General features: G+C 70.6%; 20 protein-coding genes and 2 pseudogenes. 4 read left to right on the forward strand and 18 right to left on the reverse strand.

The genetic code is table 11. The features are described 5' to 3' along the window. Nucleotides 1–204: 204 nt before the first annotated feature. Complete coding sequence (gene recO, locus FrCorBMG51_RS08010; protein ID WP_013873047.1) at nucleotides 205–936, reverse strand: DNA repair protein RecO; 732 nt, start codon at nucleotides 934–936, stop codon at nucleotides 205–207. A gap of 251 nt (nucleotides 937–1187) precedes the next feature. Here recO and FrCorBMG51_RS08015 point away from each other — a divergent pair, with 251 nt between their 5' ends. Then, nucleotides 1188–1700, forward strand: a complete 513-nt coding sequence (locus tag FrCorBMG51_RS08015; RefSeq protein WP_047222441.1) for an NUDIX domain-containing protein — start codon at nucleotides 1188–1190, stop codon at nucleotides 1698–1700. 53 nt (nucleotides 1701–1753) lie between these two features. On the opposite strand, the gene FrCorBMG51_RS08020 is transcribed toward FrCorBMG51_RS08015, so the two are convergent. Next, nucleotides 1754–2602: an N-acyl homoserine lactonase family protein gene (locus FrCorBMG51_RS08020; RefSeq protein ID WP_076842782.1), complete on the reverse strand. Its 849-nt coding sequence runs from the start codon at nucleotides 2600–2602 to the stop codon at nucleotides 1754–1756. A 262-nt stretch (nucleotides 2603–2864) separates the two neighbouring features. Between FrCorBMG51_RS08020 and FrCorBMG51_RS30870 the strand changes: the two are divergent. Next, a pseudogene (locus FrCorBMG51_RS30870) lies at nucleotides 2865–3167 on the forward strand (toll/interleukin-1 receptor domain-containing protein); the annotation flags it as partial. A gap of 11 nt (nucleotides 3168–3178) precedes the next feature. Here the strand turns inward: FrCorBMG51_RS30870 and FrCorBMG51_RS32450 are convergent. Continuing rightward, entirely contained in the window at nucleotides 3179–3310 is a 132-nt protein-coding gene (locus FrCorBMG51_RS32450; RefSeq protein WP_268760542.1) for a hypothetical protein, read from the reverse strand. Between the two features lie 578 nt (nucleotides 3311–3888). Here FrCorBMG51_RS32450 and FrCorBMG51_RS24890 point away from each other — a divergent pair. Then, the gene (locus FrCorBMG51_RS24890) at nucleotides 3889–8016 is read left to right on the forward strand and encodes an NACHT and WD40 repeat domain-containing protein (RefSeq protein ID WP_476742133.1); all 4128 of its coding nucleotides are present in this window, start codon (nucleotides 3889–3891) and stop codon (nucleotides 8014–8016) included. Nucleotides 8017–8318: 302 nt separating this feature from the next. Here FrCorBMG51_RS24890 and FrCorBMG51_RS08035 read toward each other — a convergent pair whose 3' ends face one another. The 11 genes and pseudogenes from FrCorBMG51_RS08035 to lepA all read right to left on the reverse strand — a co-directional run bounded on the left by FrCorBMG51_RS08035 (nucleotide 8319) and on the right by lepA (nucleotide 21312). Then, nucleotides 8319–8861 carry a VOC family protein gene (locus FrCorBMG51_RS08035; RefSeq protein WP_047222442.1) on the reverse strand — a complete coding sequence of 181 codons (543 nt, stop codon included), beginning with the start codon at nucleotides 8859–8861 and terminating at the stop codon, nucleotides 8319–8321. Between the two features lie 100 nt (nucleotides 8862–8961). Next, nucleotides 8962–9891, reverse strand: a complete 930-nt coding sequence (gene era, locus FrCorBMG51_RS08040; RefSeq protein WP_047222443.1) for a GTPase Era — start codon at nucleotides 9889–9891, stop codon at nucleotides 8962–8964. Further along, a complete protein-coding gene (locus FrCorBMG51_RS30875) occupies nucleotides 9891–10103 on the reverse strand; it encodes a hypothetical protein (RefSeq protein WP_047222444.1) in 213 nt (70 codons plus the stop codon). The genes era and FrCorBMG51_RS30875 overlap by 1 nt, the downstream gene beginning before the upstream one ends. A gap of 510 nt (nucleotides 10104–10613) precedes the next feature. After that, nucleotides 10614–12227: a hemolysin family protein gene (locus FrCorBMG51_RS08055; protein ID WP_047222445.1), complete on the reverse strand. Its 1614-nt coding sequence runs from the start codon at nucleotides 12225–12227 to the stop codon at nucleotides 10614–10616. 84 nt (nucleotides 12228–12311) lie between these two features. After that, nucleotides 12312–12788 carry an rRNA maturation RNase YbeY gene (gene ybeY / locus FrCorBMG51_RS08060; RefSeq protein ID WP_047222446.1) on the reverse strand — a complete coding sequence of 159 codons (477 nt, stop codon included), beginning with the start codon at nucleotides 12786–12788 and terminating at the stop codon, nucleotides 12312–12314. A gap of 138 nt (nucleotides 12789–12926) precedes the next feature. Beyond that, entirely contained in the window at nucleotides 12927–13973 is a 1047-nt protein-coding gene (locus tag FrCorBMG51_RS08065) for a PhoH family protein (protein ID WP_047222507.1), read from the reverse strand. A 204-nt stretch (nucleotides 13974–14177) separates the two neighbouring features. Further along, the gene (locus FrCorBMG51_RS08070) at nucleotides 14178–15038 is read right to left on the reverse strand and encodes a 16S rRNA (uracil(1498)-N(3))-methyltransferase (RefSeq protein WP_268760541.1); all 861 of its coding nucleotides are present in this window, start codon (nucleotides 15036–15038) and stop codon (nucleotides 14178–14180) included. A gap of 47 nt (nucleotides 15039–15085) precedes the next feature. Next, the gene (gene dnaJ, locus FrCorBMG51_RS08075) at nucleotides 15086–16231 is read right to left on the reverse strand and encodes a molecular chaperone DnaJ (RefSeq protein WP_047222448.1); all 1146 of its coding nucleotides are present in this window, start codon (nucleotides 16229–16231) and stop codon (nucleotides 15086–15088) included. Further along, entirely contained in the window at nucleotides 16231–17250 is a 1020-nt protein-coding gene (gene hrcA, locus FrCorBMG51_RS08080; protein ID WP_047222449.1) for a heat-inducible transcriptional repressor HrcA, read from the reverse strand. The genes dnaJ and hrcA overlap by 1 nt, the downstream gene beginning before the upstream one ends. Nucleotides 17251–17467: 217 nt before the next feature. Next, nucleotides 17468–18646, reverse strand: a complete 1179-nt coding sequence (gene hemW / locus FrCorBMG51_RS08085) for a radical SAM family heme chaperone HemW (RefSeq protein ID WP_047222508.1) — start codon at nucleotides 18644–18646, stop codon at nucleotides 17468–17470. Between the two features lie 819 nt (nucleotides 18647–19465). Further along, a pseudogene (gene lepA / locus FrCorBMG51_RS08090) lies at nucleotides 19466–21312 on the reverse strand (translation elongation factor 4). Nucleotides 21313–21866: 554 nt separating this feature from the next. Between lepA and rpsT the strand changes: the two are divergent. After that, the gene (rpsT, locus tag FrCorBMG51_RS08095) at nucleotides 21867–22136 is read left to right on the forward strand and encodes a 30S ribosomal protein S20 (RefSeq protein ID WP_013873031.1); all 270 of its coding nucleotides are present in this window, start codon (nucleotides 21867–21869) and stop codon (nucleotides 22134–22136) included. A gap of 317 nt (nucleotides 22137–22453) precedes the next feature. On the opposite strand, the gene FrCorBMG51_RS28045 is transcribed toward rpsT, so the two are convergent. The 4 genes from FrCorBMG51_RS28045 to FrCorBMG51_RS08115 form a co-directional block, all read right to left on the reverse strand. Continuing rightward, on the reverse strand, nucleotides 22454–22729 hold the full coding sequence (locus FrCorBMG51_RS28045) for a hypothetical protein (protein WP_157180431.1): 276 nt from the start codon (nucleotides 22727–22729) through the stop codon (nucleotides 22454–22456). Between the two features lie 305 nt (nucleotides 22730–23034). After that, the gene (holA, locus tag FrCorBMG51_RS08105) at nucleotides 23035–24030 is read right to left on the reverse strand and encodes a DNA polymerase III subunit delta (RefSeq protein ID WP_047222450.1); all 996 of its coding nucleotides are present in this window, start codon (nucleotides 24028–24030) and stop codon (nucleotides 23035–23037) included. 64 nt (nucleotides 24031–24094) lie between these two features. After that, on the reverse strand, nucleotides 24095–25678 hold the full coding sequence (locus tag FrCorBMG51_RS08110) for a ComEC/Rec2 family competence protein (RefSeq protein ID WP_076842791.1): 1584 nt from the start codon (nucleotides 25676–25678) through the stop codon (nucleotides 24095–24097). A 62-nt stretch (nucleotides 25679–25740) separates the two neighbouring features. Further along, on the reverse strand, nucleotides 25741–26601 hold the full coding sequence (locus tag FrCorBMG51_RS08115) for a ComEA family DNA-binding protein (RefSeq protein ID WP_076842828.1): 861 nt from the start codon (nucleotides 26599–26601) through the stop codon (nucleotides 25741–25743). Nucleotides 26602–26777 lie beyond the last annotated feature (176 nt).

The following is a 26777-nucleotide window of genomic DNA, read 5'->3' on the forward strand; positions in this document are numbered from 1 at the left end:
TTCACCGGCTTGACCCCCCTCCTGCTTGTTGACGGCCTTGGACGGCCTTGGACGGCTTGGCGACCCTGTCGGGCCCGTCAGTCCTGTCAGCCCCGTCAGGGCCCCTGTGAGCGGCCCTGTGAATGAGCCTGTTGACGGCCCTGTCAGTGGTCCTGTCGACGGTGGCTGTGTCGAGAATGCCCGCGGCCCGCTGCCCGGTCCTGTTCACACCCGCTCCAGATGGGGCAATGTGCGCAACCCGTATTCGAGATGCCACTGAAGGTAGGCAGCAATACATCCGCCGGCCTCGCGCCGGGTACGGGCCTCGCTTATCCCGGCGCGGTCCCAGTCCCCGGTGAGCAGATCGGACAGCAGCTTCACGGCGGCCGGGGACATCGACACCGCTCCATGCGGTCGGCATTCCGGGCACACTACGCCTCCCGCCGGGACGGAGAACGCGTGGTGGGGTCCAGGGTCACCGCAGTGGGCACAGTCCGCCAGAGCCATCCCGTAACCGGCGATGGTCAACGCCCGGAGCAGGAACGCGTCCAGGACGAGGGACGGTGCCCGCTCGCCCTGGGCAAGCGTGCGCAGACCACCGACGAGGAGCAGGAACAGCCGCATCGCCGGCTGGCGTTCCTCGCTGGTCAGCCGCTCGGCGGTCTCCAACATGACCGCCGCCGCGGTGTGCCGGGGATAGTCCGACGCGATCACCGCGCCGTACGGGCTGAGTATGTCGGCCTGGGTGACGGTGTCGAGAGAGCGCCCCTCGTAGAGCTGGAGATCGACGTAGGTACCCGGCTCCAGCCGCGCGCCGAAGCGGGACGACGTGCGACGCACCCCCTTGGCCACCGCGCGTATCCGCCCGGTCCGCCGGGTCAGAACGGTGATGATGCGGTCGGCTTCGGCCAGCGGCGTCGTCCGCAGGACGACACCTTCATCTCGATAGACCGGCACCTGCCCATGGTTGCACGCATTCCGGTAAGGGGGCAGGGCACGGTCGAGATGATCGCGACACGTGCCGGCCGCGGCCAGGTCAGAAGATCGATGCGGGACCGAACCGCGACGGCCCCGGCCCCGGGCGGAGTTGGACACACCGCCGTCATCACTGTCCGCATTCGCCGTGTTTCCTCCCTCCACCGTATGCCCGGAACGGCCCGGGAGCGTCCGGATATCGGCGACACCGGTGCGGAGGCGATGATGGACCGGTGCGAATCGTACGGCGGGCAGCCCGCGCGATCCTGATCGACAATGACGGGCATCTGATCGTGTTCCGCCGGACACCGCCCGGTGTGGCGCCTTACTGGTCCACGGTCGGTGGCGGGGTCGACACCGAGGACGCCTCGGTCGAGGCGGCCCTGCACCGCGAACTGGCCGAGGAACTCGGCGCCACCGTCGACCGCGTCCAGCAGGTGTTCCTCACCAGCGCGCCGAGGGCGCCGAAGGTGGGCAGCGACCGTGACGGCCGCCGGCCCGGCATCGTCGTCCAGCACTTCTTCGTCTGCCGGCTGGTCGCCATGGACCTCGCCGCCCGTACCGGCTCGGAGTTCACCAACCCGGCCAAGGGCGGCTACGAGATCGAACGCATCGACCTGCGCGGCGAGGACCTCGCCGGTTTCACGCTGCTGCCACCGGAACTCGGGGAGTTCATCCTGGCCAACCGGGACGCCATCCTGGACGCCGCCCTGAACGCTGCCGGCAGCCCCACCGCGGATCCCTGACCGGACCCAGCTGTTCAGTCCAACGCGCTGTCAGTCCAACGCGATCAACGTGGTCAGCACAGCGTCGGTGGAACGGCGCCGTCAGGCCGGTTGACGAGGGGGTCGCGGGCGGCCGGCGCGGAGAGTTCGGCGGTCAGCGCAGGCCAGGCGACAGGGTCGTGGCCGGGTACCAGACGCAGGCCGCGTTCGGACGCGATCGCCTTCAGCCGCCGGATCGGCTCAACGGTCGCTGCCGGCGGAACGTCGATCGTGCCCCCGACGGGCCGTTCACGGTCGATGTTCTCCTGCAGATCCGCGGCATCGAACGCGAAGACGTACCCACCACCGCCCACCGCGGGGTCCAGCTCGACGACAAAACTCTGATGACCGGGGGTGTGCCCGGCGGTGAGGACCGCGGTCACCCCTGGCACGATCTCGATGTCGCCGTCCGCCACCTGCCAGGTGATCGCCGGGTGGTCGAAGTCCATACGGATGATGCCGTCTGCCTCCAGAGCCGCCGGATGGGTGCTGAGGCCGTGGTCGAGCTCGCGGCGCTGGATGTGCACTGGCGTGCTCCGCCCGGCGAAGTGACGCAGTCCCCCAGCATGGTCGTTGTGGAGGTGGGACACGGCAACCACGTCGACTCGCTCGAGAGCGAGCCCGACCCGTTCGAGCTCGGCCTCCAGCGGATCGCCGTCCCCGGCCGGGAGCCACACGGCCACGCCGGTGTCGTGGTGGAAACGGCGGCACAGGGCCTTGTCACGCACGAACGCGGGGTTGAAGCCGGTGTCGATCAGCAACCAGACGCCGTCCGCCTCGACCAGTAGCGCCGGTACGGGTTCACGCAACCGGACGTCGTCCGGAGCGCCGTGCACGGACATCGAATACGGCACCTCGGCCCAGCCCAGAGTCAGCGGAATCACCCGCCGCGCTCCCCTGCCCACCACCGCCTCCCGCCGGGCCGGTGTGCGCAGCCCTCCCGCCGTAGCCGCCCTCGCATCAGTCGCCCTCGCATCCCCGAGCACGACAGCCGTCCACCCGACCTTAACCCACGACCCGAGCGGCACAGTCAACCCGGACGGCACGATCAATGGCACACAGTGGCATTCTCGACCTGTGAGCAACGGGGATGATGCGGCCGGTGGCGGCGATGCCGGGTTCGACTTCTTCATCAGCTACACCGGTGTGGACGGGAGATGGGCGGAGTGGATCGCCTGGCATCTGGAGAAAAAAATCCAGATCAACAACCGTCCTACCCGGGTGTTCGTACAGGCGTGGGACCTCGTACCCGGATCGGACTGGACGACCCGCATGCATCGCGTGCTGCCCGCGTCCACGCGGGTGGTGCCAGTACTGTCGGAGACGTACCTGCGCGATTCCCGGTATGGCAACGCCGAATGGCTGGCGGTCTGGCCGGACGATCCGGACGGGTTTACGCGCAGAATCATTCCGATACGGGTCGGTGAATGCCAGCCGGACGGCCTTCTGCGTTCACGCACCTATATCGACCTGGTCGGCAGGGACGAGAACACCGCGACCGAGGAGTTGATCCGGGGAATCACCGCGTCCATCACCGGACGAGGAAAACCCACGACCGCTCCCATCTTTCCCGGCACCGGCGGCGGCAGCACCGCACCGACCTTTCCGGGAAACTCCCCGAAAGGCTTTTCGGGGGATACCGACGAACATTCCGTCACCATGCTGCACCTGTCAGGAATGCGACTACCCGCACCGCCCACGGACGGTTGGACGCCTGCGGAGCTGGTCACCTGGCTGTCCGACGACCTGCGCAGGCTCGCCGCNCGCCGCCGGCACCGGCACCGGCACCGGCACCGGCACCAAGGAGCTACGTCCGGACCTCGTCATTATCACCGGCGACATCACCGGAACGGGCGCGAAACGCGAATTCGAGCAGGCGTACGACGTCCTGGCCGGGCTCGCCGACGGGCTACGCCTCAACCACAACCGGTTCGCGGTCATCCCGGGCAGTCATGACGTCAACGAGAAACTCTGCGAAGCTTACTTCCTCCAGCAGGAGGGCATGGACGAGGAGCCGGTCGCGCCGTACTGGCCGAAATGGACGTTCTTCAACGGGCTGCTGCGCCGTTTCTACGGCCCGGCCGCGGACGTCGGTTTCCAGGTCGGCGAAGAATGGTCGCTTTTCGCCATGCCCGACCTGAAGGTCGTGGTGGCGGGGCTGAACTCGACGATGGCCCAGTCGCATCTGGTGCGCCATGGATGGCTGGGCACCGGGCAGCTCGACAGTGTCGCCGACGCCCTGCTTGAGCCCGCGTGGGAGGGCTGGTTGCGGATCGGCGCCGTACACCACGACCCGGTCTCCGCGGCGGCACCGCACAACAGCGAACTGCGGGACACCGAGGAACTCGACCGAGCTCTCGCCCCGCGCCTGAACCTGCTTCTGCACGGGCAGGGCGGGAACGAACGGGGCGGGCAGGCGCGCACGCTCCCCTCAGGTCTGCCCGCGCTCCCGCTGGAACAGGGTGGCGGCCGGCTGCCCTACCAGGTGATCCGGATCGATCGGACGGGGTTCACCCGGTTCACGCCTGGCCAGGACCCCGCGGGTGGCCGGGGCCCCGCCAGCCGGCAGCAGCCGGTCCGTACGCCCCACGATCTCGCCTCGGCATACGTCGTGTTTCCCCAGCCACCGGCCCGAAAAGGCACCAGTCACGACGGCGGCGGTAACAGTGACAGTGACAGTGACAGTGACGGCCATGACGACGGTGACAACGGGCAGTGGCCATACCGACCGACCGGCCTCGACGGGACGCCCCTGCCACCCGCGCGGGTCCGTGACCGCCCCCGGGACCTGTTGGACGACGCCGCCGAGGTGGCCCGCCTGCGCCACCCGACCGCCAGGGTCGAGCGGGTGGAGGCCGCCGGGGAGATCTCCGCCCACCTGCGGGTCTGGCGCGCCGAAGGGCAGGTGGTGGAGCAGCGTGTGATCGGCCTGATCAACGGCAACGCCGACGCGGGCGCGGTGGAGGAGTTCGTCCGGACGATCCGTCGACGCTATCTTGCCGCGAGCCCGACGCTGTTCTGCGACCTGGTCTACTGCGGGGACGACCAGGCCGACCCCGAGCTGGTCGCGCAGGCCGAACGGGCGGGTGTGCGGCTGCTGAGCATGCCCGAGTACCAGGGTGTGCTGGACCTGCGCGGCTACCTCGACCGGCAGACCGGGAGGCTGGAGTCCGATCAGATCTACCCGCCGGCCCTGTACGTGCCGCAGCGCGGCACCCGCCTAGACGTGGCGGACCGCCCGCTGTCGCAGGACGCGCTCGCGGACGTGGCGGGCTGGCTGACCACCGACCAGTCCCGGTTCGTGCTGATCCTCGGTGACTTCGGCCGGGGCAAGACCTTCCTGCTGCGCGAACTGGCCCGGCGGCTGCCCGCCGAACTGCCGCACGTGACCCCCATGCTGATCGAGTTACGCGGGCTGGAGAAGTCGCACGACCTGGACACGCTGGTGGCGGCCCATCTGGCGAACAGCGGGCAGACCCGCATCGAGCTGGAGGGGTTTCGCTACATGCTGCGCGCGGGCCGGGTCGTCCTGCTCTTCGACGGGTTCGACGAGCTGGCCCTGCGGGTGACCTACGACCGTGCGGCCGAACATCTCGGCACGTTGCTGGCTGCCGTGCACGACAAGGCGAAGATCGTGCTGACCAGCCGCACGCAGTACTTCCTCACCGACGACCAGGTGTTCAAGGCCCTCGCCCAACGGGTCGACCTGATCCCGGGCCGGCGCATCGTCCGGATCGAGGACTTCACCGACACCCAGATCGCAAGCTTCCTGCTCCAGCGGTACACCTGGGATCCGGCGGTGCGCACGACCGACCCGGCACACCGCCAGACCCAGGCCGAACGCCAAACCCAGGCCGAACGACGAGCCCAGGCCGAGCGGCGGGCCACGGCCGAGCGGCGGGCCACGGAGCGGATGACGCTGATCCGCGGCATCCGCGACCTGCTGGGGCTCTCGCGCAATCCCCGGATGCTGTCCTTCATCACGGCCCTGGACGACGAGCGCCTGCGGCAGGCCCGCGGCGGCGACGGAACGATCCGCCCCGCCGACCTGTACCGGGAGCTCGTCGACGCCTGGCTCGACCACGAGGAACGACGCGCCCGCCAACGCGGAGCGTCACCCTCACTGTCCAGGAAGGACCGGCTGGACGCGGCCACCCGTCTGGCGCTGACCCTCTGGGGCACCACCGAACATCACATCGGCGTGGAAGAACTGACGGCCACCGCCGCCGCGGTGCTGGCGAGCATGAGCAACCCGGCGAGACTCACCGGTGACGAGCTGACCCAGATGATCGGTTCGGGCACCCTGCTCGTGCGGGACGCCGACGGCCGGTTCTCGTTCATCCACTCCTCGGTGATGGAGTACCTGGTCGCCGCCGCGGCCGCCCGCCAGTTCGCCGCGGGCAGCGCGCAGGAGCTGCTGGGGGCCCGGGAGATGTCGGAGCTGATGGCCGACTTCTTCGCGGACCTCACCGGCCGTGACCGGGCCGGCAGCTGGGCCCAGGACGTGGTCGACGACCCGGACGCCGCAGCCAAGGCGAAGGCGAACGCGGTACGCGTGGCCCGCCGGCTGGGCATCCAACTACGCACCAGAGCAAAGCTCGCCAACGCCGACCTGGCCGGTCAGGACCTCTCCCACCGGACGGACCTGCGGGAAGCCGACCTGCACGGGGCGAACCTGACCGACGCCCGGATCGCCCACACCGACCTGACCGGCGCCGACCTGCACGGGGCGAACCTGACCGACGCCCGGATCGCCCACACCGACCTGACCGGCGCCGACCTGCGCGAGGCGAACCTGACCGGCGCCACCATCGAGGACGCCACCCTCGCCCACGCGGACCTCTCCGGAGCGCGGCTGACCCGAGCGGAAGTCCGCGACTCCCGTCTCGATGGGGCCGCGTTCCGCGGAACGCGGTTCGACCACGTTCGAATCGATCGTTCAGACCTACGCGGCGCGGACCTCACCGACGCGGACCTGTCCGACGGGCGGCTGACCGCGGTGGATCTCACCGCCGCGGTCATAACGGGCAGCCGCTGGCACCGCACGGCCGTCCTCGGAGGACAGCCCGAGCACCTCGGTAGCAGGCCCGAGCTGGCTGATGCCGCGGTAGCCGGTCGTGACCGCGCACACCTGGCCCCGCTTCCCACGACCTCGCCCAGAAACACTGTGGACGCAACAGCGGTGGCCTTCTCCCCGGACGGTACGCTCCTGGCCACCGGAACACAGGATGGGCCGGTCAGCCTGTGGGATGTCCGTACCGGCCGCCGACAGCGCATCCTCGCCGACCACACCCAGTGGGTGTCGTCGGTGGCGTTCTCCCCGGACGGATCCACCATCGCCGCCGCGGCCGGCGACCGCACGGTGCGGCTGTGGGACACCACCACCGGCGAGCCCCTGCCGCCACTCACCGGCCATATCGGCCCGGTACGGTCGGTGGAGTTCTCCCCCGACAGAACCACCATCGCCTCTGGATCGAACGACTGCACGGTACGCCTGTGGGACATCGCCACCGGCCGACGTCTGCGTACCCTCACCGGCAACCGCACAAGCTGGATGTCGTCGGTAGCCTTCTCCCCGGACGGATCCACCATCGCCGCCGCGGCCGGCGACCGCACGGTGCGGCTGTGGGACACCACCACCGGCGAGCCCCTGCCGCCACTCACCGGCCATATCGGCCCGGTACGGTCGGTGGAGTTCTCCCCCGACAGAACCACCATCGCCTCTGGATCGAACGACTGCACGNAGGCCGGCACCGGGCACCTCCGGCACACCCTCACCAGTTCCCGCACCGGCTCGGTGCGGTCGGTGGCGTTCTCCCCGGACGGATCCACCATCGCCGCGGCCGGCCGTCGCACGGTGCGGCTGTGGGACACCACCACCGGCGAGCCCCTGCACACCCTCCAGGGGCACATCAGCACGGTATGGTCCGTGCGGTTCTCCCCGGACGGATCCGTCATCGCCTCCGGATCGAACGACGGCACCGTACGGCTCTGGCGGGCCGACACGGGTACTCTGATCGCCACGTTGCTCGGGCCCACCAAAGACGCGTGGGCCGTGTTCGTGCGCGACGGTTCCTACAAGTTCGGTGGCACAGCGAGCGAGTCGCTTCAGTGGAAAATCGGAAATGCTCGCTTCGACCTGGACGAGCTTGATCCGTATGATCCGGCTATCCGCCGGCTGCCTGACGACGCGTCATTGCCGCTGCCCGAGGGCTGGCATCCCGTCGCTCTGCCGGATCCCCTTCCCTCACAGCCGCCATCCGGCTCGTCATCGCGCGGCTGGTTCCGCCGCCGCTGACCGACCGGGGAATGCGCCAGAGCCTCACCGCCTGGCGTGGGAGTGGATGTCCGTTTTCCTGGGATGGCCGGCGCCCGCCTCGGTAATCCGCAGGGTACGGCTGTCGTCGTCGGCGGCGGACAACGCGCATGGTCCATACCCGCCGCCTTGTAGGTGAAAACCGCTGTCACAACGACGTTTTCCACCTACAACTTCCGCGGCCGTAGGTGGAAAACGTTGCTCTGGCCACAGTTTTCACCTACGGCTCGGGAGGTTCCGTCGAGCGGTGGACGGTTCGTCGGGTGGTCTTCCATGGCTGGGCGTCAGGAAACGCCTTCGGGCTGGGTGTCGCGGAAGCAGGCCACGTAGTCGCGCCAGACGAGTTTTGCCGCGAGGACGTCCTCGAAGGTGTACTCCTCGGTCGGGGTGTGCCAGTCCAGGTCGGTGGCGACGAACTGCAGCAGCGCGCCGAAAGTGAGCTTCGGGCGGATGTAGGTCTGGCTCCACGCCGAGGAGGAGGTGTCGAGGCCCGCCGTGGCGTAGCCACGAGCGCGCAGGCGGGTGTCGGTGTCGGTGACGTCGTCGACGATGAACGTCACGTGGTGCAGCCCCGGCCCCTTGCGCCGCAGGCTCTCGGAGAGGATCGAGTCCGCTCTGAGCGGCTGCATGAGTTCGATCTTGAAACCGGGGAAGCCGATGTGCGCCAGACGGATTCCCGTCTCGTCGTTGTCACCGCCCTTGATGAACACGCCACCGAGCGTGTCCAACAACAGGGGCGCCGCCTCGGCCATGTCCGGCAGGGCGATCGCCACGTGGTCGATCCGCCTGACCTTCACCCCGTCACCGGGGGCTGCGTCCGCGCTCATTTCCGAACAGACAAAACAACCATTTGTTGAATGTCTCGCGACGCCGGTCCGGGGTCAAGTTCTTCGTCTCCTCGGACGCGCGGCCGCGGCCGGCCGGCTGTCAGAAGCCGAGCCGGCGCAGCTGGCGGGGATCGCGCTGCCAGTCCTTGGCGACCTTGACGTGCAGGTCCAGGTAGACGGGGGTGCCGAGCAGGGCCTCGATCTGGGTGCGGGCGCGCGTGCCGACGTCCTTGAGGCGGGCGCCCTTCGCGCCGATGACGATCGCCTTCTGGCTCTGCCGTTCGACGTAGACGTTCACGTGGACATCGAGCAGCGGCCGGTCCGCCGGCCGGTCCTCACGGGGGATCATCTCCTCGACGACGACGGCGAGCGAGTGCGGCAGCTCGTCACGCACGCCCTCCAGGGCGGCCTCGCGGACGAGTTCGGCGACCATCACCTGCTCGGGCTCGTCGGTCAGCTCCCCGTCGGGGTACAGCGGCGGGCCGGGCGGCAGCCGGCTGACCAGCACGTCCGCGAGCAGCCCCACCTGGAACGACGACACCGCGCTGACCGGCACCACGTCGACGAAGTCCGCCAGCGAGCAGACCGCGAGCAGCTGCGCGCCGAGGGCGTCCCGATCGGACACCAGGTCACTCTTGGTGACGACCGCGACCAGCGGTGTCCGCTTGGGCAGCCGGGCGAGCTCCCCGGCGATGAACCGGTCGCCCGGGCCCACCGCCTCGTTCGCGGGGACGCAGAAGGCGACCACGTCCACCTCTGACAGGGTCGCGCGGACCACGTCGTTGAGTCGCTGGCCGAGCAGGGTCCGCGGCCGGTGCAGGCCGGGGGTGTCGACCAGGACGAGCTGGGCGTCGTCGCGGTGCACGATGCCGCGGACAGCGTGCCGGGTCGTCTGCGGACGGCCGCTGGTGATGGCGACCTTCGAGCCGACGAGCGCGTTGGTCAGCGTCGACTTGCCCGCGTTGGGCCGTCCGACAAAGCAGGCGAATCCGGACCGGAACTGTGCTCCGGCCTCCGCCGAGGCGGCCACTAGGTGGTCACCCGGCCCCGGGCCGCCCCGTCGGAGCCGGCGAGGAACACCGGCACGCCGCTACCGAACTCGCCCAGCACCAGCAGATCGTCGGCCCCCGGCACGCCCGGCACGCCCGAGCCCGGGGCGGCCGACGTTCCGGCCGCGCCCACCGCAGCCGGGACGTCGGGCGCGCTCGCGGTGTCCGCGGTGTCCGGCCCGGAACCCGCCAACGGTCCGGTGAGACGGTCAGAGACGATCCCCGCCNACGATCGCCGCCGCCTCGAAGCGGCGCGCTCCGCTGGACGCCGCCGCGACGACGGCGGCGGTGAGCGCGGACACGGTGAGCCGCTCCCGCGTGTTCTCCACGGTCGCCGCCACGTAGGTCCGCCCGTCGGTGTCCCGGACGGCCGCGCCTTCGGCGGTCGCGGTACCGCCCCGGGGGACATAGGCGCGCAGCCTCGCCGACCGGGCGAGGATCACGAGTTTGGCGTCCTCGGCCGACAGCGAGTCGTGAGCGACCCGGACGACGGCCGGGCGGCCGCCGGGGACGGCGTCCCCGGCGGCGGGCGCGTCGGGCCCGCTGTCGGCCCGGCGGCTGTCCGCGCTGTCGTCGGCCCCCGCAGCGTCGACCTGTGCGTCGACCCGTGCACCGTCGACTCGTGCGTTGTCGGCCTGTGCGTTGTCGGCCTGTGCGTCCAGGTCCAGCTCTGACACGCCGCCTGCCCCTGCCTCATCGAAGATCATGTGCGCACCCCGGAAGCGGCACGGTGCGTGACAGGGCCGGTGGCACCCGCGTCACTGCCCTGCCTGCGCCCGCCACCGCCACCGGCAGCACCCACAATGTCATTATCTGTACTAAAAGTACTGCCTGTACCACCCGTCCCGCTCGTACCGTCCGTACGATTCTTACCGGTCCGGTCACCGCCACCCTGCTCCCTGTCGGCCCGGTGGCTGCCCGCGTACGCGGCCTCGCCCCCGGAACCCCCGGCGGCCCTGGAGTCCCCGGGCCCGTCGCCCCGGGGTGGGCCGCCACCGGCCGTGTCGCCCGTGGGTGTGGACGCGGACCCACCAGCGGTGGCGTCCCCGGCCTGCCCGGACGACCGGCGCACCACCACGGTACCGATCTGGTTGCGCCGGCCGGCGGCGCTCTCGGCGGTGAGCGTGACCACGCCGACGGCCGCCGTCGCCCCCGGCAGCGGTACCCGGCCCAACGCGTTCGCCAGCAGCCCGCCGACGGTCTCCACGTCCTCGGAGCCGGGCAGCTCGTCCGTGCCGAAGAGTTCGCGCAGATCGTCCACGCCGAGCCGGGCGGTCACCCGGGCGGTGTCGTCGTCGATCCACTCCACCGGGACGATCTCGGCGTCGTACTCGTCTGTGATCTCACCGACGATCTCCTCGAGGATGTCCTCGATAGTGACCAGCCCGGCGGTCCCGCCGTACTCGTCGATGACGATCGCCATGTGGGTCCGGGACGCCTGCATCTCGCGCAGCAGGACGTCGGCGTGCTTGCTCTCGGGCACCAGCGCGGGTGGCCGCATGACGTCGGAGACGGGCCGGGTGTCCCAGCCCTCGCGCTCCCGGCCGACCATGTCCTTGAGGAAGGCGATCCCGACGACGTCGTCCACGCTCTCCCCGATCACCGGGATGCGGGAGAAGCCGCTGCGCAGCGCCAGCGAGATCGCCTGGGCGACGGTCTTCACCGACTCGATGTAGACCATGTCCGGCCGGGGGACCATCACCTCGCGCACCAGCGTGTCCCCGAGCTCGAAGACGGAGGCGATCATGTCGCGCTCGCCGCGCTCGATGACGGAGTTCTCCTCGGCGAGGTCGACGAGGTCGCGCAGCTCCGCCTCGGTGGCGAACGGGCCGTCGCGGTAGCCGGGGCCGGGGGTGACGGCGTTACCGAAGGCGATCAGCAGCCGTGGCAGCGGCCCGAACATCCGGCCGAGCCAGCTGGTCAGCCCGGCGGTCGCGAGCGCGATCACCGGGGCGTGCTGGCGACCCAGCGTCCGGAACACGACCCCGACGAAGATGTAGGCGAACAGGGTCCCGACCAGCGCACCGAAACCGACCGCGATGAACCCGGCACCATAGGTGTGGACCGCGATGACGGTCACGCACGCGGCGGCGACCATCTCCCCGACGATCCGCAGCAACAGCAGCAGCGCCAGGTAGCGCCCCGGGTCGGCGACGATCGTGGCCAGGCTCGCGGCTCTGGGGCGCCCCGCGCGCACGAATCCCTCGACCGCGACCCGGGAGACCCGGGTCAGCGCGGCGTCGATGCATCCGATCCCGGCCGCGAACAGCGTGGCCAGCACCGCGAGCAGCAGAAGTGGAACATCACCGTAGCCCATTGGTCCGCCCTGTCAGCTCCCCCGGCAGGCTCAGTGCGCGGCGCTCCTCCGGCCCGCCCAGTGCGTGGCGCTCTCCAGGCACGCTCAGTGCGTGCCGGCGGCACGGGCGGAGGCCCAGGAGGTCAGCAGCCGGGACTGCACCGCCCACATCTCCCGCTCCTCGTCCGGCTCGGCATGGTCGTAACCGAGCAGGTGCAGGATGCCGTGCGTGCACAGCAGGTGCATCTCGTGCTCGGTCGAGTGCCCCGCCTTGGCCGCCTGCCGGCGGGCGACCTCCGGGCACAGGACGACGTCGCCGAGCAGCAGGGTCGGGTCGTCCTCGCCCGAGTCCGGCGCGGACGGGTCGAACGCGTCGTCCTGGGGGAAGGCCAGCACGTCGGTCGGGCCCTCCTCACCCATGTAGCGGACGTGGAGCTCCTCCATGGCGGTCTGCTCCACCAGCATGACCGACAGCTCCGCCAGCGGGTTGACCTTCATGGTGTCCAGCACGAACCGGGCGAGCGCGGTAAGGGTGACCTCGTCGGCCTCGACACCCGACTCGTTCGCCACGAACACGGCCATCAGTGATCCATCCTCATCCGGCGCCGCGCCGTACGCGGCCCATCGTCGTCGGCAGGCCCATCATCGTCGGCATGCGCTCCGGTCCGCGAGCCGGTCCGCGAGCCGGTGCGCGCCGCGGCCCGCCGGTCGGCGTGCCCGTCACCGCCGGTCCCGGCGGGCGGCNCGGTCCCGGCGGGCGGCCTGGGCCGGTCGGGGTCGCGGCGCGCTTGCCGCGTCCCACCGGGCATAGGCGTCGACGATCTCGCTGACCAGCCGGTGGCGCACCACGTCCGTGCTGGTCAGGACCGCGAAGTGGACGTCGTCGAGGCCGTCGAGGATCTCCCGGACCACCCGTAGGCCGCTGCGGGTGCCGCTGGGGAGGTCCACCTGGGTGACGTCCCCGGTCACAACGATCCTGGAGCCGAAGCCGAGGCGGGTGAGGAACATCTTCATCTGCTCGACGGAGGTGTTCTGCGCCTCGTCCAGGATGATGAACGCGTCGTTGAGGGTCCGCCCGCGCATGTACGCCAGCGGCGCGACCTCGATGGTGCCGTTCTGGATCAGCCGCGGGATCGAGTCCGGGTCGACCATGTCGTGCAGGGCGTCGTACAGCGGGCGCAGGTATGGGTCGATCTTGTCGTAGAGGGTGCCGGGCAGGAAGCCGAGCCGCTCCCCCGCCTCGACCGCCGGCCGGGTCAGGATGATCCGGTTCACCTGCTTGGACTGCAGCGCCTGCACGGCCTTGGCCATGGCCAGGTACGTCTTGCCGGTACCGGCCGGGCCGATGCCGAACACGATGGTGTGGGCGTCGATCGCGTCCACGTAACGCTTCTGGTTGAGCGTCTTCGGCCGGATCGTCCGGCCCCGGCTGGAGAGGATGTTGAGGGTGAGCACCTCGGCCGGGCGTTCCTCGCTGCCGCTGCGCAGCATCGACAGCGAATGGTCCACGTGGGCCGGGGTGAGCTCGGCCCCGGACTCCAGCACGGCGATCAGCTCGGCGAAGAGCCTGGCCGCCAGCGCGTTCTCCTCCGGAGGACCGGTGATGGTGATCTCATTGCCTCGGACGTGGACATCGGACGATAACGCCTGTTCGACAACGCGCAACAGTTCGTCCTGGTGGCCGAGCAGGCTCACCATGCTGTGCGCACCGGGAACGACGATGCGCGTAACGGTCCGCTGGTCGGACTGGGAGGTGGAATCGGTCATGGGTTGCGGCCGGCGCCGGCCACGGGACCTCTCGAACGACATGAGTCAGTACGGTCCTTCAGTGTAGCGATCCTCGGGCCTGTTGGACCTCCCGGGCCGGCCGCCGGGCCGGTCGTCGCACTGGCCGTACCAGCACAACAGCCGGCACGACAGGCACAACGAAGGCCGGTGGGACACCGGCCGCGGGCACACCGGGTACATGATCTAACGCTCCCATCGGGACGTGCGGGAGAGAACGACCGCGGCGGCGACCACGCCGGCGGTCGACGTCCGCAGCACGGTGGGACCGAGCCTGGACGGCCACCCCCCGGCCGCGGTGAACATTTCCAGTTCGGTGTCGGTGATTCCGCCTTCCGGGCCCACCACGACGACGATCTCCGCTGCCGGGACGGCGTCCGGCGGAGCAGCAGGCGCCCGGGTCGCGGTCAACCCAGCGGTGGCCGGCCCGGCCACGGACGCCGTGGTGGCGGGCGGCCCAGCGGCAGCCGTCGCGGTGGCGAAGGACCCGGTAGCGGCCGTCGTCGCCGCGGCGAGCACCCGGGTCAACGGTTCGGCGGCCTCCTCGTGCAGGACCACGGCGAGCTCGGCCGCGGCGAGCCGGGCGGCGGCGGCGTCGGTGTCGGTGGGAGCGGCGACCCGTGGCCAGAACACCCGCCGCGACTGCTTCGCCGCCTCCCGGGCCGTCGCCGACCAGCGGTCATGGGCACGGGCGCCCCGCTCCCCCGCCCAGCGCACGACCGAGCGGGAAGCTGCCCAGGGGACGATCTCGTCGACCCCCACCTCGGTCATGAGCTCGACGGCGAGCTCGCCGCGGTCGCCCTTGGCCAGCGCCTGGACCACCACGAGCCGGGGCAGCCGCGCCGGGTGCACGACCCGGCGCTCCACCGCGCAGTCGAGCTCGTCCCGCCGGCAGCGCACAACCGTGCACTCGGCAACCACGCCACGCCCGTCGGTGACATCCAGCCGTTCACCGGGGCGTAGCCGCCGTACCGTAGCCGCATGCCTACCCTCGGCACCGGCCAGCGTCAGCTCGGCGACGTCCGGCACCGACACCTGGTGGAACAGGGGTGCGGTCAGCTCTCAGGCCCTTCGAGGGTCACCGACGGTCACGCTTACCGGGTGCCACGGGAGCCGCGCAGCCGGGAGAAGAAGCCCTGGCCGTCGGCGGAGCCGTTGCCGCCGGAGATGACCGCCGGCTGCTCCTCGTCCCGCAGCTTCGCCAGTTCGCGCAGCAGCCGCTCCTGCTCGGCATCGATCTTGGTCGGTGTTTCGACCACGACGTGGATGTGCAGGTGGCCGCGTCCGACCGAACGCAGGTGCGGGACGCCCCGACCGCTCATGGTGATCACGTGGCCGGGCTGGGTGCCGGGCTTGACCGTGATGGTCTCGCTGCCGTCGAGCGTGTCCAGCGTGCAGGTGGTGCCGAGCGCGGCGGCGGTCATCGGGACGCGCAGCTCGCAGTGCAGGTCGTCGCCCTCCCGGGTGAACACCGGATGGGGGCGCTCCTGGACCTCGACGTAGAGGTCGCCGTTGGGGCCGCCGCCCGGGCCGACCTCACCCTCGCCGGACAGCCGGATGCGCATCCCGTCCTCGACCCCGGAAGGGATCTTGACGGTGAGGTTGCGCCGCTTGCGGACCCGGCCGTCGCCGCCGCACTCCCGGCACGGGTGCTCGATCACCGTCCCGGTGGCGCCGCAGCGGGTGCACGGCCTGGAGGTGACCATCTGCCCGAGGAAGGAGCGGGTGACCTGCTGGATCTCCCCGCGCCCGTGGCAGACCGGGCAGGTCACCGGATGGCTGCCCGGCGCCGCGCCGTCCCCGGAGCAGGTACCGCACACCACGGCGGTGTCCACGGTGATGTCCCGGGTCGTCCCGAAGGCGGTCTCGGAGAGGTCGAGCTCAAGACGGAGCAGCGCGTCGTTGCCCCGGCGCACCCGCGAACGCGGCCCACGGCTGGCGCCGCCGCCGAAGAAGGCGTCCATGATGTCGCCGAGTCCGCCGAAGCCGGCTCCGAACGACGACCCGCCGGCTCCCCCACCGGGCGCCAGCGGATCCCCGCCGAGATCGACGATCTGGCGCTTCTCCGGGTCGGAGAGGACCTCGTAGGCCGCGGTCACGGCCTTGAAGCGAGCCTGCGCCTCAGGGTCGGGGTTGACGTCGGGATGCAGCTCGCGGGCAAGCTTGCGGTAGGCCCGTTTGAGCTCGTCGTTCGAGGCGTCCCGGCGTACGCCGAGCACCTCGTAGTAGTCGGTGGCCATCAGTCGGCACCCAAGAGATCACCCACATACTTGGCGACGGCCTGGACGGCCGCCATGGTTCCCGGATAGTCCATCCGCCTTGGACCGACCACCCCCAGGCCACCCAACGCGGACGCCCCGCGACCGTACCCTGTCGCTACCACCGATGTGGAACGCAACGCATCCACGTTGTTTTCGTGGCCAATACGGACCGTGACGGTATCGAGGTCCCGTACCTCGCCGATCAGTTTCAACAGAACGACCTGCTCCTCCAGAGCCTCCAGAAGCGGACGCAGCGTATCGGCAAAGTCGATGGCGGAACGCGTCAGGTTGGCGGTACCCGCCAGAGCGATCCGTTCCTCCGGCTTGTCGACCAGCGCCTCCATCACAACCGTGATCAGCATGTTCAGGTGCGGACGCAGCCCCGGCCGGGCCTCGTCCGGCAGGTTGGCGACCGCCTCGGGCGCGTCCGCCAGCCGGCGCCCGTTCAGCGCCGCGTTGAGCACGGTGCGCAGCTCGCTGACGGTCGGGTCGTCCACCGGCTCGGGTACTTCGACGACCCGCTGCTCGACCCGTCCGGTGTCGGTGATCAGTACGAGCAGCAGGCGCACCGGCGTGATCGTCACGATCTCGATGTGCCGGACGCCGCTGCACGACAGCGACGGGTACTGCACGACCGCGACCTGGCGGGTCAGCTGCGCGAGCAGCCGGACCGACCGCCGGACCACGTCGTCGAGATCGATCGCGCCCTCCAGGAAGCTCTGGATGGCCCGCCGCTCGGCCCGGGACAACGGTTTGACCCCCGACAGCCGGTCGACGAAGAGGCGGTAGCCTTTGTCCGTGGGAATCCGGCCGGCGCTGGTGTGCGGCTGGGTGATGTAGCCTTCTTCCTCAAGTGCGGACATGTCGTTACGGACAGTAGCAGGAGACACCCCGAGCTGGTGGCGCTCGGCCAACAGCTTGGAGCCCACGGGTTCGTTGCTGAGCACGAACTCCTCAACGATGGCTCGAAGTACGTCCAGCCGCCGTTCCTCCAGCACGCCGTATCACCCCTTTGCCACGCTGAAGCCGCCGGGCGAGGTCAGCGACGACCACACGAAGCCACCGAGGCCGCCGAGGCCAGAAACCCGCCGGCGGGACGCTCTGGCACTCGATTGCCGCGAGTGCCAATTGTAGCCGTCCTGGCGACCAGGCGAGACGGACAAATGTGTCACCGCCACCGGGAGCTTGAGGAGTGTTTCCCGGTGACGGCCGCGGCTAGTCCGATAGAAGAGCGTGTATGACGGTGTCGGCGAGCAGCCTGCCGCGCAGGGTCAGCAGGACGCGTCCCGCCGCCAGCGCAGGGGGATCCACCAGCCCGTCGGCGGCGAGCCGGGCGGCCTGGGACCGCCCCGCGGGGGTGAGCTCCTCGGCCACGAGGCCCTCGGCCAGGCGCACCTCGAGCATGACCCGTTCCATGCGCGCGGCGGCGGCGTCCAGCTCCTCGTGGGCCGCCGCGGGGCTTGCGCCCGCGGCGAGCCGGGCGCTGTAGGAGGCCGGATGGCGCACGTTCCACCAGCGGACACCCCCGATGTGGCTGTGAGCTCCCGGCCCGAAACCCCACCAGTCGGCACCCCGCCAGTAGCCGAGATTGTGCCGGCTGTGAGCGGCGGGCCCACGCGCCCAGTTGCTGATCTCGTACCAGCTCAGGCCGGCCGCGGTCAGGGTCTCCTCGGCCTGCTGGTAGCGGTCCGCCATGAGATCGTCGTCGGGCGGGAGCAGTTCGCCGCGCCGGATCCGCCGGGCCAGCCGGGTACCGTCCTCGACGGTCAGCGCGTACGCGCTGACATGGTCGGGATCGAGCGCGACCACCGCGTCCAGACTCGCCTGCCAGTCCCGGGCGGACTCGCCGGGAGTGCCGTAGATCAGGTCGAGGTTGATGTGGGCGAAGCCGGCCTTGCGCGCCCAGCTGACCACGTCCGGGACGCGTCCGGGGGTGTGCCGGCGGTCGAGCGCGGCAAGCACGTGCGGACGGGCGCTCTGCATCCCGAACGAGATCCGCGTGTACCCGGCGGCGGCCAGCCGCTCCAGGGCACCGGCGTCCACGGACTCGGGGTTCGCCTCCGTGGTCACCTCGGCGCCGGCGGCGAGGCCGAACTCGGCGTCGATCATCCGGAGCAGCCGCTCGAGGTCCTCGGCGGGCAGCAGGGTCGGCGTCCCGCCGCCGACGAAGACCGTCGAGACCGCGACGTCGGCCGGGCCGAGAACGGACCGGGCCAGGCGGAACTCGGCCGCCAGCGTCTCCACGAACGTGCCGATCGCGACCCCCGGCCCGAGTTCGGTCGCGGTGTAGGTGTTGAAGTCGCAGTAGCCGCAGCGGGTCGCGCAGTACGGGACGTGCACGTAGACCCCGAACGGGCGGCTGCCAAGGGTGTCCGTGGCCCGCGCCGGGAGCACGCCATCCCACGCCTGGAGGCTGCCGTCAGCGGCTGGGGAGCCCGTGCCCCGCGGGCCCGCCGGGCCTCCCGCGTGAACCGGGCCTGCCGGCCTGTCCGGCCTGTCCGGCTCACCGGGACCGGCTGCGCTGGGCTGGCCGAGGGCTGACACGGCCGTCGAGATGTGCGGCATGGCCATAGTGTGCCCGACTCGCAACGCTGTGCCTGCCTTCAAGCCCGCTTCCAAGCCTGCCCTCAACACCCACCTGCCGTTCCGGCGATCGCGCGTCCCACCCACCGGACGTTCGGACGACAGCCGCCTCATGATCTTTGTATTCAGTTATCGGATTTGTCGGATTCAACCGTCCAATACGCCCGTCGAATGGGCCTGGAACCCCACCGGAGCACCAGCCGGCAGTGACGTTGACCTGACATTGATAATCGACTGGTCAATATAGGTGAAGCGTCGTGAGTTCGTGGTCCCGCGTCCGGAAAACTCAATCACATGAATGACGACGCCGTGCGCGGTGTCCTCGACAACATCGAGGATCTTCTCCCCCCTCACGCGACGGAGTACCGATCCGGCACCCTGGCCGGATCGGTCGGTCCCGCCGGCCATGACGAACCCGCCACCGAACCCATCCGACTACCCCCCTCGTCCGCACGAACCCCCTGAGCTGCCCGAACAGGCAACCCGAACCGCCCAGGGGCCCGGGCCTCCCGGACCGGCTCGCGCAGCCGCCGGCTCCGGGAGGAACCCCGCGGAGACGAGAGGGTCACGGCCGCGCCGGCGGCCGAGAGACGGCCGGCCGGAGTCACCGCCCGGCCACGGACGGCAGGACTATTTCCCGCTCTTGGACGCGTCCGTGGACAGGGCCGCGATGAATGCCTCCTGCGGGACTTCGACGCGGCCGATGGTCTTCATCTTCTTCTTTCCTTCCTTCTGCCGTTCCAGCAGCTTGCGCTTGCGGGTGATGTCACCGCCGTAGCACTTGGCCAGCACGTCCTTGCGGATGGCACGGATGTTCTCCCGGGCGATGATTCGGCTACCGATCGCGGCCTGGATCGGCACCTCGAACTGCTGGCGCGGGATCAGCTCCCGCAGCCGGGAGGTCATCGCGACCCCGTAGCCGTACGCCTTGTCCTTGTGGACGATCGCGGAGAACGCGTCGACGGTCTCTCCCTGCAACAGGATGTCGACCTTGACCAGGTCGGCCACCTGCTCGCCGGCCGGCTCGTAGTCGAGGCTGGCATACCCCCGGGTCTTCGACTTCAGGGCGTCGAAGAAGTCAAAGATGATCTCTCCGAGCGGGAGCCGGTACTTGAGCTCGACCCGGTCGGTCGACAGGTAGTCCATCCCGTCCAGCGTGCCGCGCCGACCCTGGCAGAGCTCCATGACCTGGCCGACGAAGTCGGACGGCAGCAGCACCATGGCATCCACGACCGGCTCGTGGACCTCGGAGATCTTTCCCGCCGGCCAGTCGCTCGGGTTGGTGACGATCGTCTCGCTGCCGTCCTCCATGACCACCCGGTAGACCACGTTCGGCGCGGTGGAGATGAGCGTGAGGTTGAACTCCCGTTCCAGACGCTCCCGGACGATCTCCAGATGGAGCAGCCCGAGGAAGCCGCAGCGGAAACCGAAGCCCAACGCCGCGGACGTCTCGGGCTCGTAGGTCAGCGCGGCGTCGTTGAGCTGCAGCTTGTCCAGGGCCTCCCGCAGGGCGGGATACTCGCTGCCGTCGATCGGGTACAGGCCGCTGTAGACCATCGGACGCGGGTCACGGTAACCGGCCAGTGGCGCCTGGGCCGGGTGGGCCGCCGAGGTCACGGTGTCCCCGACCCGGGCCTGCCGGACGTCCTTGACCCCCGGGATGAGGTAGCCGACCTCCCCGGCGGACAGTCCCTCCCGCGGGATCGCCTCCGGCGAGATCACCCCGACCTCGAGGGTCTCGTGGCTCGCCCGCGTCGACATCATCAGGCAGCGGTCCCGGGCGGTCAGCCGGCCGTCGACCACCCGCACATACGTGATCACACCCCGGTAGGTGTCGTAGACGCTGTCGAAGATCATGGCTCGCGCGGGGGCGTCCGGGTCGCCCATCGGCGCGGGGACCCGCCGGACGATCTCGTTGAGCAGCTCGGGCACCCCCTGGCCGGTCTTGCCCGACACCAGCAGCACGTCGACGGGGTCGCAGCCGATGATCTGCCCCAGCTCGGCGGCGTACTTCTCCGGCTGTGCGGCCGGCAGGTCGATCTTGTTGAGAACCGGGATGATCTGCAGGTCGTTCTCCAGCGCCAGGTACAGGTTTGCCAACGTCTGCGCCTCGATACCCTGAGCCGCGTCGACGAGCAGCACCGCGCCCTCACAGGCCGCAAGCGACCGACTGACCTCATAGGTAAAGTCGACATGGCCAGGAGTGTCGATCAGATGCAGGACGTAGTCGCGGCCGTCGTCGGCCTGCCACGGCNACTCTGCGCCTTGATCGTGATGCCGCGCTCGCGCTCGATGTCCATCTTGTCCAGATACTGGGCACGCATGTTACGAGCCTCGACGACACCGGTGACACCGAGCATCCGGTCGGCGAGCGTCGACTTGCCGTGGTCGATGTGAGCGATGATGCAGAAGTTGCGGATCGACGCCTGGTCGACCGATGCCTGGTTGATACGACGGGGGTCGGAGGCTGGGGGCACGCGGAGTCTTCTCGTTTCGTCGGGATGGACTGTGTCATCGTGCCAGGCCCTGACACGCAAGGCTCGGCATACCAGGAGGCTCGGCGCAGCAAGCACCGACGTACCAGAGCGCCGGCGCGCAAGGCCCGGCGCAGCAAGCACTGACGCGCCAGAGCGCCGGCGCGCAAGGCCCGGCGCAGCAAGCACTGACGCGCCAGGGCGCTGGCCGCGCAAAGCCCGGCGCACCATGGCCCGACACAGGCCCGGCGCGGCCCTGGTGTGCCGGACTCACCCGTCGGACGCCGATGGTCACATCGGTACCCACCCGCCGCAACAGCCCCCGGACACCGCGGTCAGTCCCGGCCGGTGGGCGCCACTGGCACGCCCTCCGACACCGTTCGTGGGTAAGTTGGTAAGGTTACCGATGTTTCCCGGGGCCACCCGGCTTCCCCGGTGCCATCCACGCACCGGCCGGACGCCGGCAGGCCAGTCGCGAGCAGGCCAGTCCTGGGCCGACGCCGGGGCTCAACCGACTTTCATACCGATTCGACTTCGACGACCAGGGGTTCTTTCGCGTGGCCAATATCAAGTCGCAGATCAAGCGCAACCTCACCAACGAGAAGCGACGGCTGCGCAACAAGGCCGTGAAGTCCGAACTGAAGACGCTCATCCGCCGCTTCCGGGAAGCCGTGGAGGCGGGCGACCAGGAGCGTGCCGGCCTGGAGCTGCGCATCGCGTCGCGCAAGCTGGACAAGGCCGTGAGCAAGGGCGTCATCCACGCGAACCAGGCCGCCAACAAGAAGTCGGCGCTGGCCACCCGGTACGCTTCGCTGACCAAGGTCTGACGCCACCCGTCCGACGCGTCCACTCGTACGCCGTCCGCCCGTCCCTTCCCCGACCGGGCTCCGACCGGAGCCGGGCCGGTTCGGCTGAGCGGGCGGCGCGAGGCGTCTGTCCGTGGGATGCCCGTCCGCCCAACCTCCCACAGGTTCGTCGGTATCCTGCGGGCAGCCCGGAGAGCCGGTACACATACCTGGTGCTACCGGTACCTGGTGCTACCGGCTGGCTGCCAGGGACGTCGACGTTCTGATGGCGGCCGGGGAAACCCGCGGCATGCCGGATCTCCCAGGATGGCTTCCGAGGAGCGCCGGAATCCGTGCTGTCAGTCCGGCGGCGTTCCGGAGGCCGGCGGTTCGTTCTCCGCGGGACGGCTCCGTGTGTCGTCCGCGGCCAGCATCTTCTTGATTGCGTCGTTGTAGGCCGCCATGACGGCCGCTGTCAGCGGCAGCACCACGATCACCCATGCGCTCGCCAGATCAGCCAGGGCGATCAGGACACCGAGCAGGCTGCTGCCGGCCAGGGTGCGGCTGGTGGAGAGGAACCTGTGCGGTCGCCCGACCGGGTCGCTGGTGACCGAGGATGACGCTGGTTCCGACATCGGTGTGCTTCCCCGCTCCGGGCCGATCCGGTACTCAGCGGCGCTCCGCCCCGAATCACCCTGGCTGAGATCACACCGGCTCAGACCACCCCGCCCCGAATCACCCCGGCTCGGATCACCCCGGCTCTGGTCGTCCTGCGCCGCTCCGTCCGTGTCTTGGGCACCCCTGTCCGTTTCCTCTTCCTCCCCGTCCTGGCCGTCCTCGCCGCCTCCGTCCCGATCACTTCCGTTCGGGCCGGCTTCGTCCGGGTCGTCTCCGTTCGGGCCGGAGGAGTCCTCCTGATCGGGCTGGGGCGCACGCAACGTCACCGCCGGGCTCCCGCCGGACGGCCACGGGCCGACACGATCTGAGTAACAAGCCTTTCCAGCCCGTAGACCGGATCCACGGCGCCGCCCTTGACGGCCGCATCCGCGGCGCTGACCGCGCGCATCGCGTAGGCCAGCCCTTCGTCGCTCCAGCCGCGGGCCGCCCGCTGGGAACGTTCCACCTTCCAGTCGGGCATGCCGAGGCTGCGGGCCAGCTCCCAGGTGGAGCCACCGCCGGCGGCCGCGACCCGGGCCAGGTCACGCAGCCCGGTGGTCATGGCGCTCACGACAAGGACGGGTGGGACGCCGCCCGCAAGCGTCTGGCGCAGCACGGTCAGGGCCTCGGGCAGGTCTCCCGCGATCGCGGCGTCCGCCACCGCGAAACCGGTGGCCTCAGCCCGGCCGCGACGGTATCCGGCAACCAGGGCCTCGCTGATCGTCCCACCGGCGTCCGCGACCATCTGATCACATACCATCGCCAACTCGCGCAGATCGCTACCGACCGCGTCCACCAGCGCCTTCACCGCGCCCGCGCTGATCTGGCCGCCGAGACGGCGGACCTCGGCCGCGACGAAGTCGTGGCGGTCCCGGGGACGGGTGATACGCGCCGCCGTGACGACCGTCGCACCGGCCGACTTCATCGCCTCCGCCAGTTTGCGGTTGCGTACGACACCGCTGTGGACGACGACGAGCACGACGTCGTCCAGCGGCCGGGCGAGATAGGCCAGCAGCGCCTCCCGTAGATCATCCGCGAGTTCCTGCGCGCCGCGGACCACGACCACCCGTAGCCCGCCGAACATCGATACGCTGGCCAGATCGACCACATCGCTCTCGGTGAACTCACCCGGCGCTCGGTCGACGATCTCCGTCTGCGGGTCGTGGCGCCGGGCGGCGTGGATGACGTCCCGGACAGCGCGGGAGACGAGCAGTTCCTCGTCACCGGAGACAAGGACCAACCGTGGCGGCGCGGATGTCGGCGGCACGCTGGCGAGCATGTCACAAGGACGGTACCCGGACCGCACGACCTGGTCAGGAACATCAAATGATTACGATCCGCCATCAACGTGTGAGCCAGATTCCGACAATACGTGACATTAATATCACCTGCACACCCAAAGTAATGACGGACAGTGTGATGAGGACACGACGCCCACGGCGCCGACGGACGGTCGCGAGCAGCACGACCGTGGCGGCGACGAGGGCCACGGCGCCGGCCGGGCCGGCTGGCCAGCCGATCTCCGCGCCGGGTACGCGCGCCGCGACGTCCGCCACCGTGATCAACCATCCGCACGGCACACCCGCGAGGGTCGCCAGGAACCGGGCCAGCGGATCGTGGACGACCGCCGCCACCGTGGCGAGGACCCCGAGGATGGTCGCTGGTGCGACCGCGGCCTCGGCGAGCATGTTGGCGGGAACGGCTACCAGGCTGACCCCGCCGCCGATGGCGACGAGGACCGGCGAGCAGGCGACATGTGCCGCCGCGGCGACCGCGAGCGGTTCGGCCAGCCACCTCGGCAACCGGCCCGCCAGTGCGTCCCGCCAGCCCGGAACGAGGATCACCAGGCCGGCGGTGGCGGCAACCGACAGGGTGAAACCGACCGAACGAGCAAGATCGGGGCTGCTGAGGACGAGCACCAGCACGGTGGCCGCGAGCGCGGGCATGGCCAGCCGTGGCCGTCCGCTGCCGGCCGCGACGATCCCGATCAGCCCCATGACACCGGCACGCAGGACGCTCGGTGACGGCCGGGCCAGGATGACGAAACCGACCAGGGCCATCGCGACCCAGCCGGCCTGCACCCACGGGGCCAACCGGCTGCGCCGGACGACTACGGTCGCCGCGGCGATGATGATCGCGCAGTTCGCCCCGGAAACAGCGACAAGATGTGACATCCCGGCGGTCCGGAAGTCCTCCCGCACCTCGTCGTCGAGGTTGCTCGTGTCGCCGAGGACAAGACCCGGCAGCAGCCCGCGGCGCGGGCCGGCAAGCCCCGACGCGGCGTCGCGCAGACCCGCCCGCAGCTGACCGGCCGCCCGCTGCACCGATGAGGGCGGGCCGACCGAGGCCGGCGCGGCCCGGACGAAGACGACAGCCGCGACGGTGTCGCCTGCCCTCGGCGGCGCCAGCTTCCCCGAGGTGCTGACATGCTGGCTCGGCAGCAGATCCTCCCAGTCCGACGCGGTCGCGAGCACCAGTACCGGCTGCCGCAGCCGGATATCGTGCCCGTCCGCGGCCAGCCGCTCCACCCGCACCGGGACGATGACGAGATTGCCGTTGCCCCCCTGGCTGACCCGCGGGTCGCCGGTCACCGTGCCTTCGATGTCGGCGGCCGCCCGGGCCGCGCCGAGAGCCACGAGCGGACCAAGCGCGCGGGCCCGGGCCGGCAGACCCGCCGCCAGCACACCCGCGGCAAGACAGGCCAGACATGCCAGAACCGCGCCCACCGGCCGCCGGACCGTCCGGCGGCGGAGCAGGGTCACCGCGCACAGCGGTGTCACGCACAGCAACATCCCGGCGATCCACAGCACAGCCACCGGTGGCACGGCCAGCCCGGTGCCCGCTGCTCCCGCCCAGGCCGCAAGGGCCGGAGCAACCAGGCGCAGGTCGGGCGGTTGACGTTGTGGATCGTGACCAACAACGGTCATGTTCGTGCTCCATGCCACACGGCCACCGGCGAACCGACACGTTCTCCATTGCGTACTGACCGTCAGACGGTGACGAGCGGAAGAAGGTCGGCGAGCCGCTGATCACCGACTCCGGTCACCTCCCCCAGCTGCCGTGGGGAGGCGAAACCGCCGTGGGCCGCACGCCACTCGACAATCCGCTGGGCCAGCACAGGGCCCACGCCGGGCAGCGCGTCGAGGGCTTCGACCGTGGCCGTGTTGAGGTTCACCGGCGCCCCGGGCGCGGCGCCCGGCGAGCCCCCGCCACTGTCACCTCCGGCGGCACCGCCCGCGGGCTGGGGTGGCGCCGGTCCAGGGCGGCCGTCCACGAGAATCTGCTCGCCGTCCACCAGGCGACGCGCAAGCGCCAGGCCGGAGGTGTCCGTCCCGGGCAGCACCCCGCCGGCACGGGCCACCGCGTCCACCACCCGGGATCCTCCCGGCAGGGTGAGCACCCCGGGATGATGGACCTTGCCCGCGACGTCGACGACGACCTGTGCCTGTGGGCTCCCGGTGGCGGCAGACGACGGCGGTGCCGCCGTCGCCACGGCGCCGGCCACCGTGCCGTGCCCCGGGTTCGCGAGGTCCGTCACCTGTGCCGCCGGCGGAAGGGCCAGCACGGGCACCGGTCTGCCCCGCCAGGCGAACCAGCCGGCCGCCAGCGCCGCGACGAGGGCGACGAGCGCGATCAGCAACGCGCCACGGATGGCCGGGTCGACCAGCCCGCCGCGCAGAGTATGCGGCAGGCGTCCGGCCAGGCCGGATCCAACCCGCTGGATGATCGTCTGCCGCTCCCCGCCGCCGGGGCCGGCACGCTCGGCCAGTATCTCGTCGAGGAAGGAGGAATCGACGGATGCCGTGCCGGCCGCGTCGGACCGGGACGACCGGCTGTGCTCGCCGAACACGGGTGGTTCCCCCGGACGGGAGTCCGGCCCGACACGGCTCGGTTCCCCGTCGGAAGCGACCGGATCCGGGCTGGCGGGGTACGGCCGGTCGGGCTCCAGACTGTCGTGTTCTCCCGTGACCGGGGCATGGGTCACCGGAACACGTGGCCGAACCACGGCAGCCACACCCGAGCGGG

It is taken from the genome of Protofrankia coriariae (assembly GCF_001017755.1).
GTDB classification, from domain to species: Bacteria; Actinomycetota; Actinomycetes; order Frankiales; family Frankiaceae; genus Protofrankia; species Protofrankia coriariae.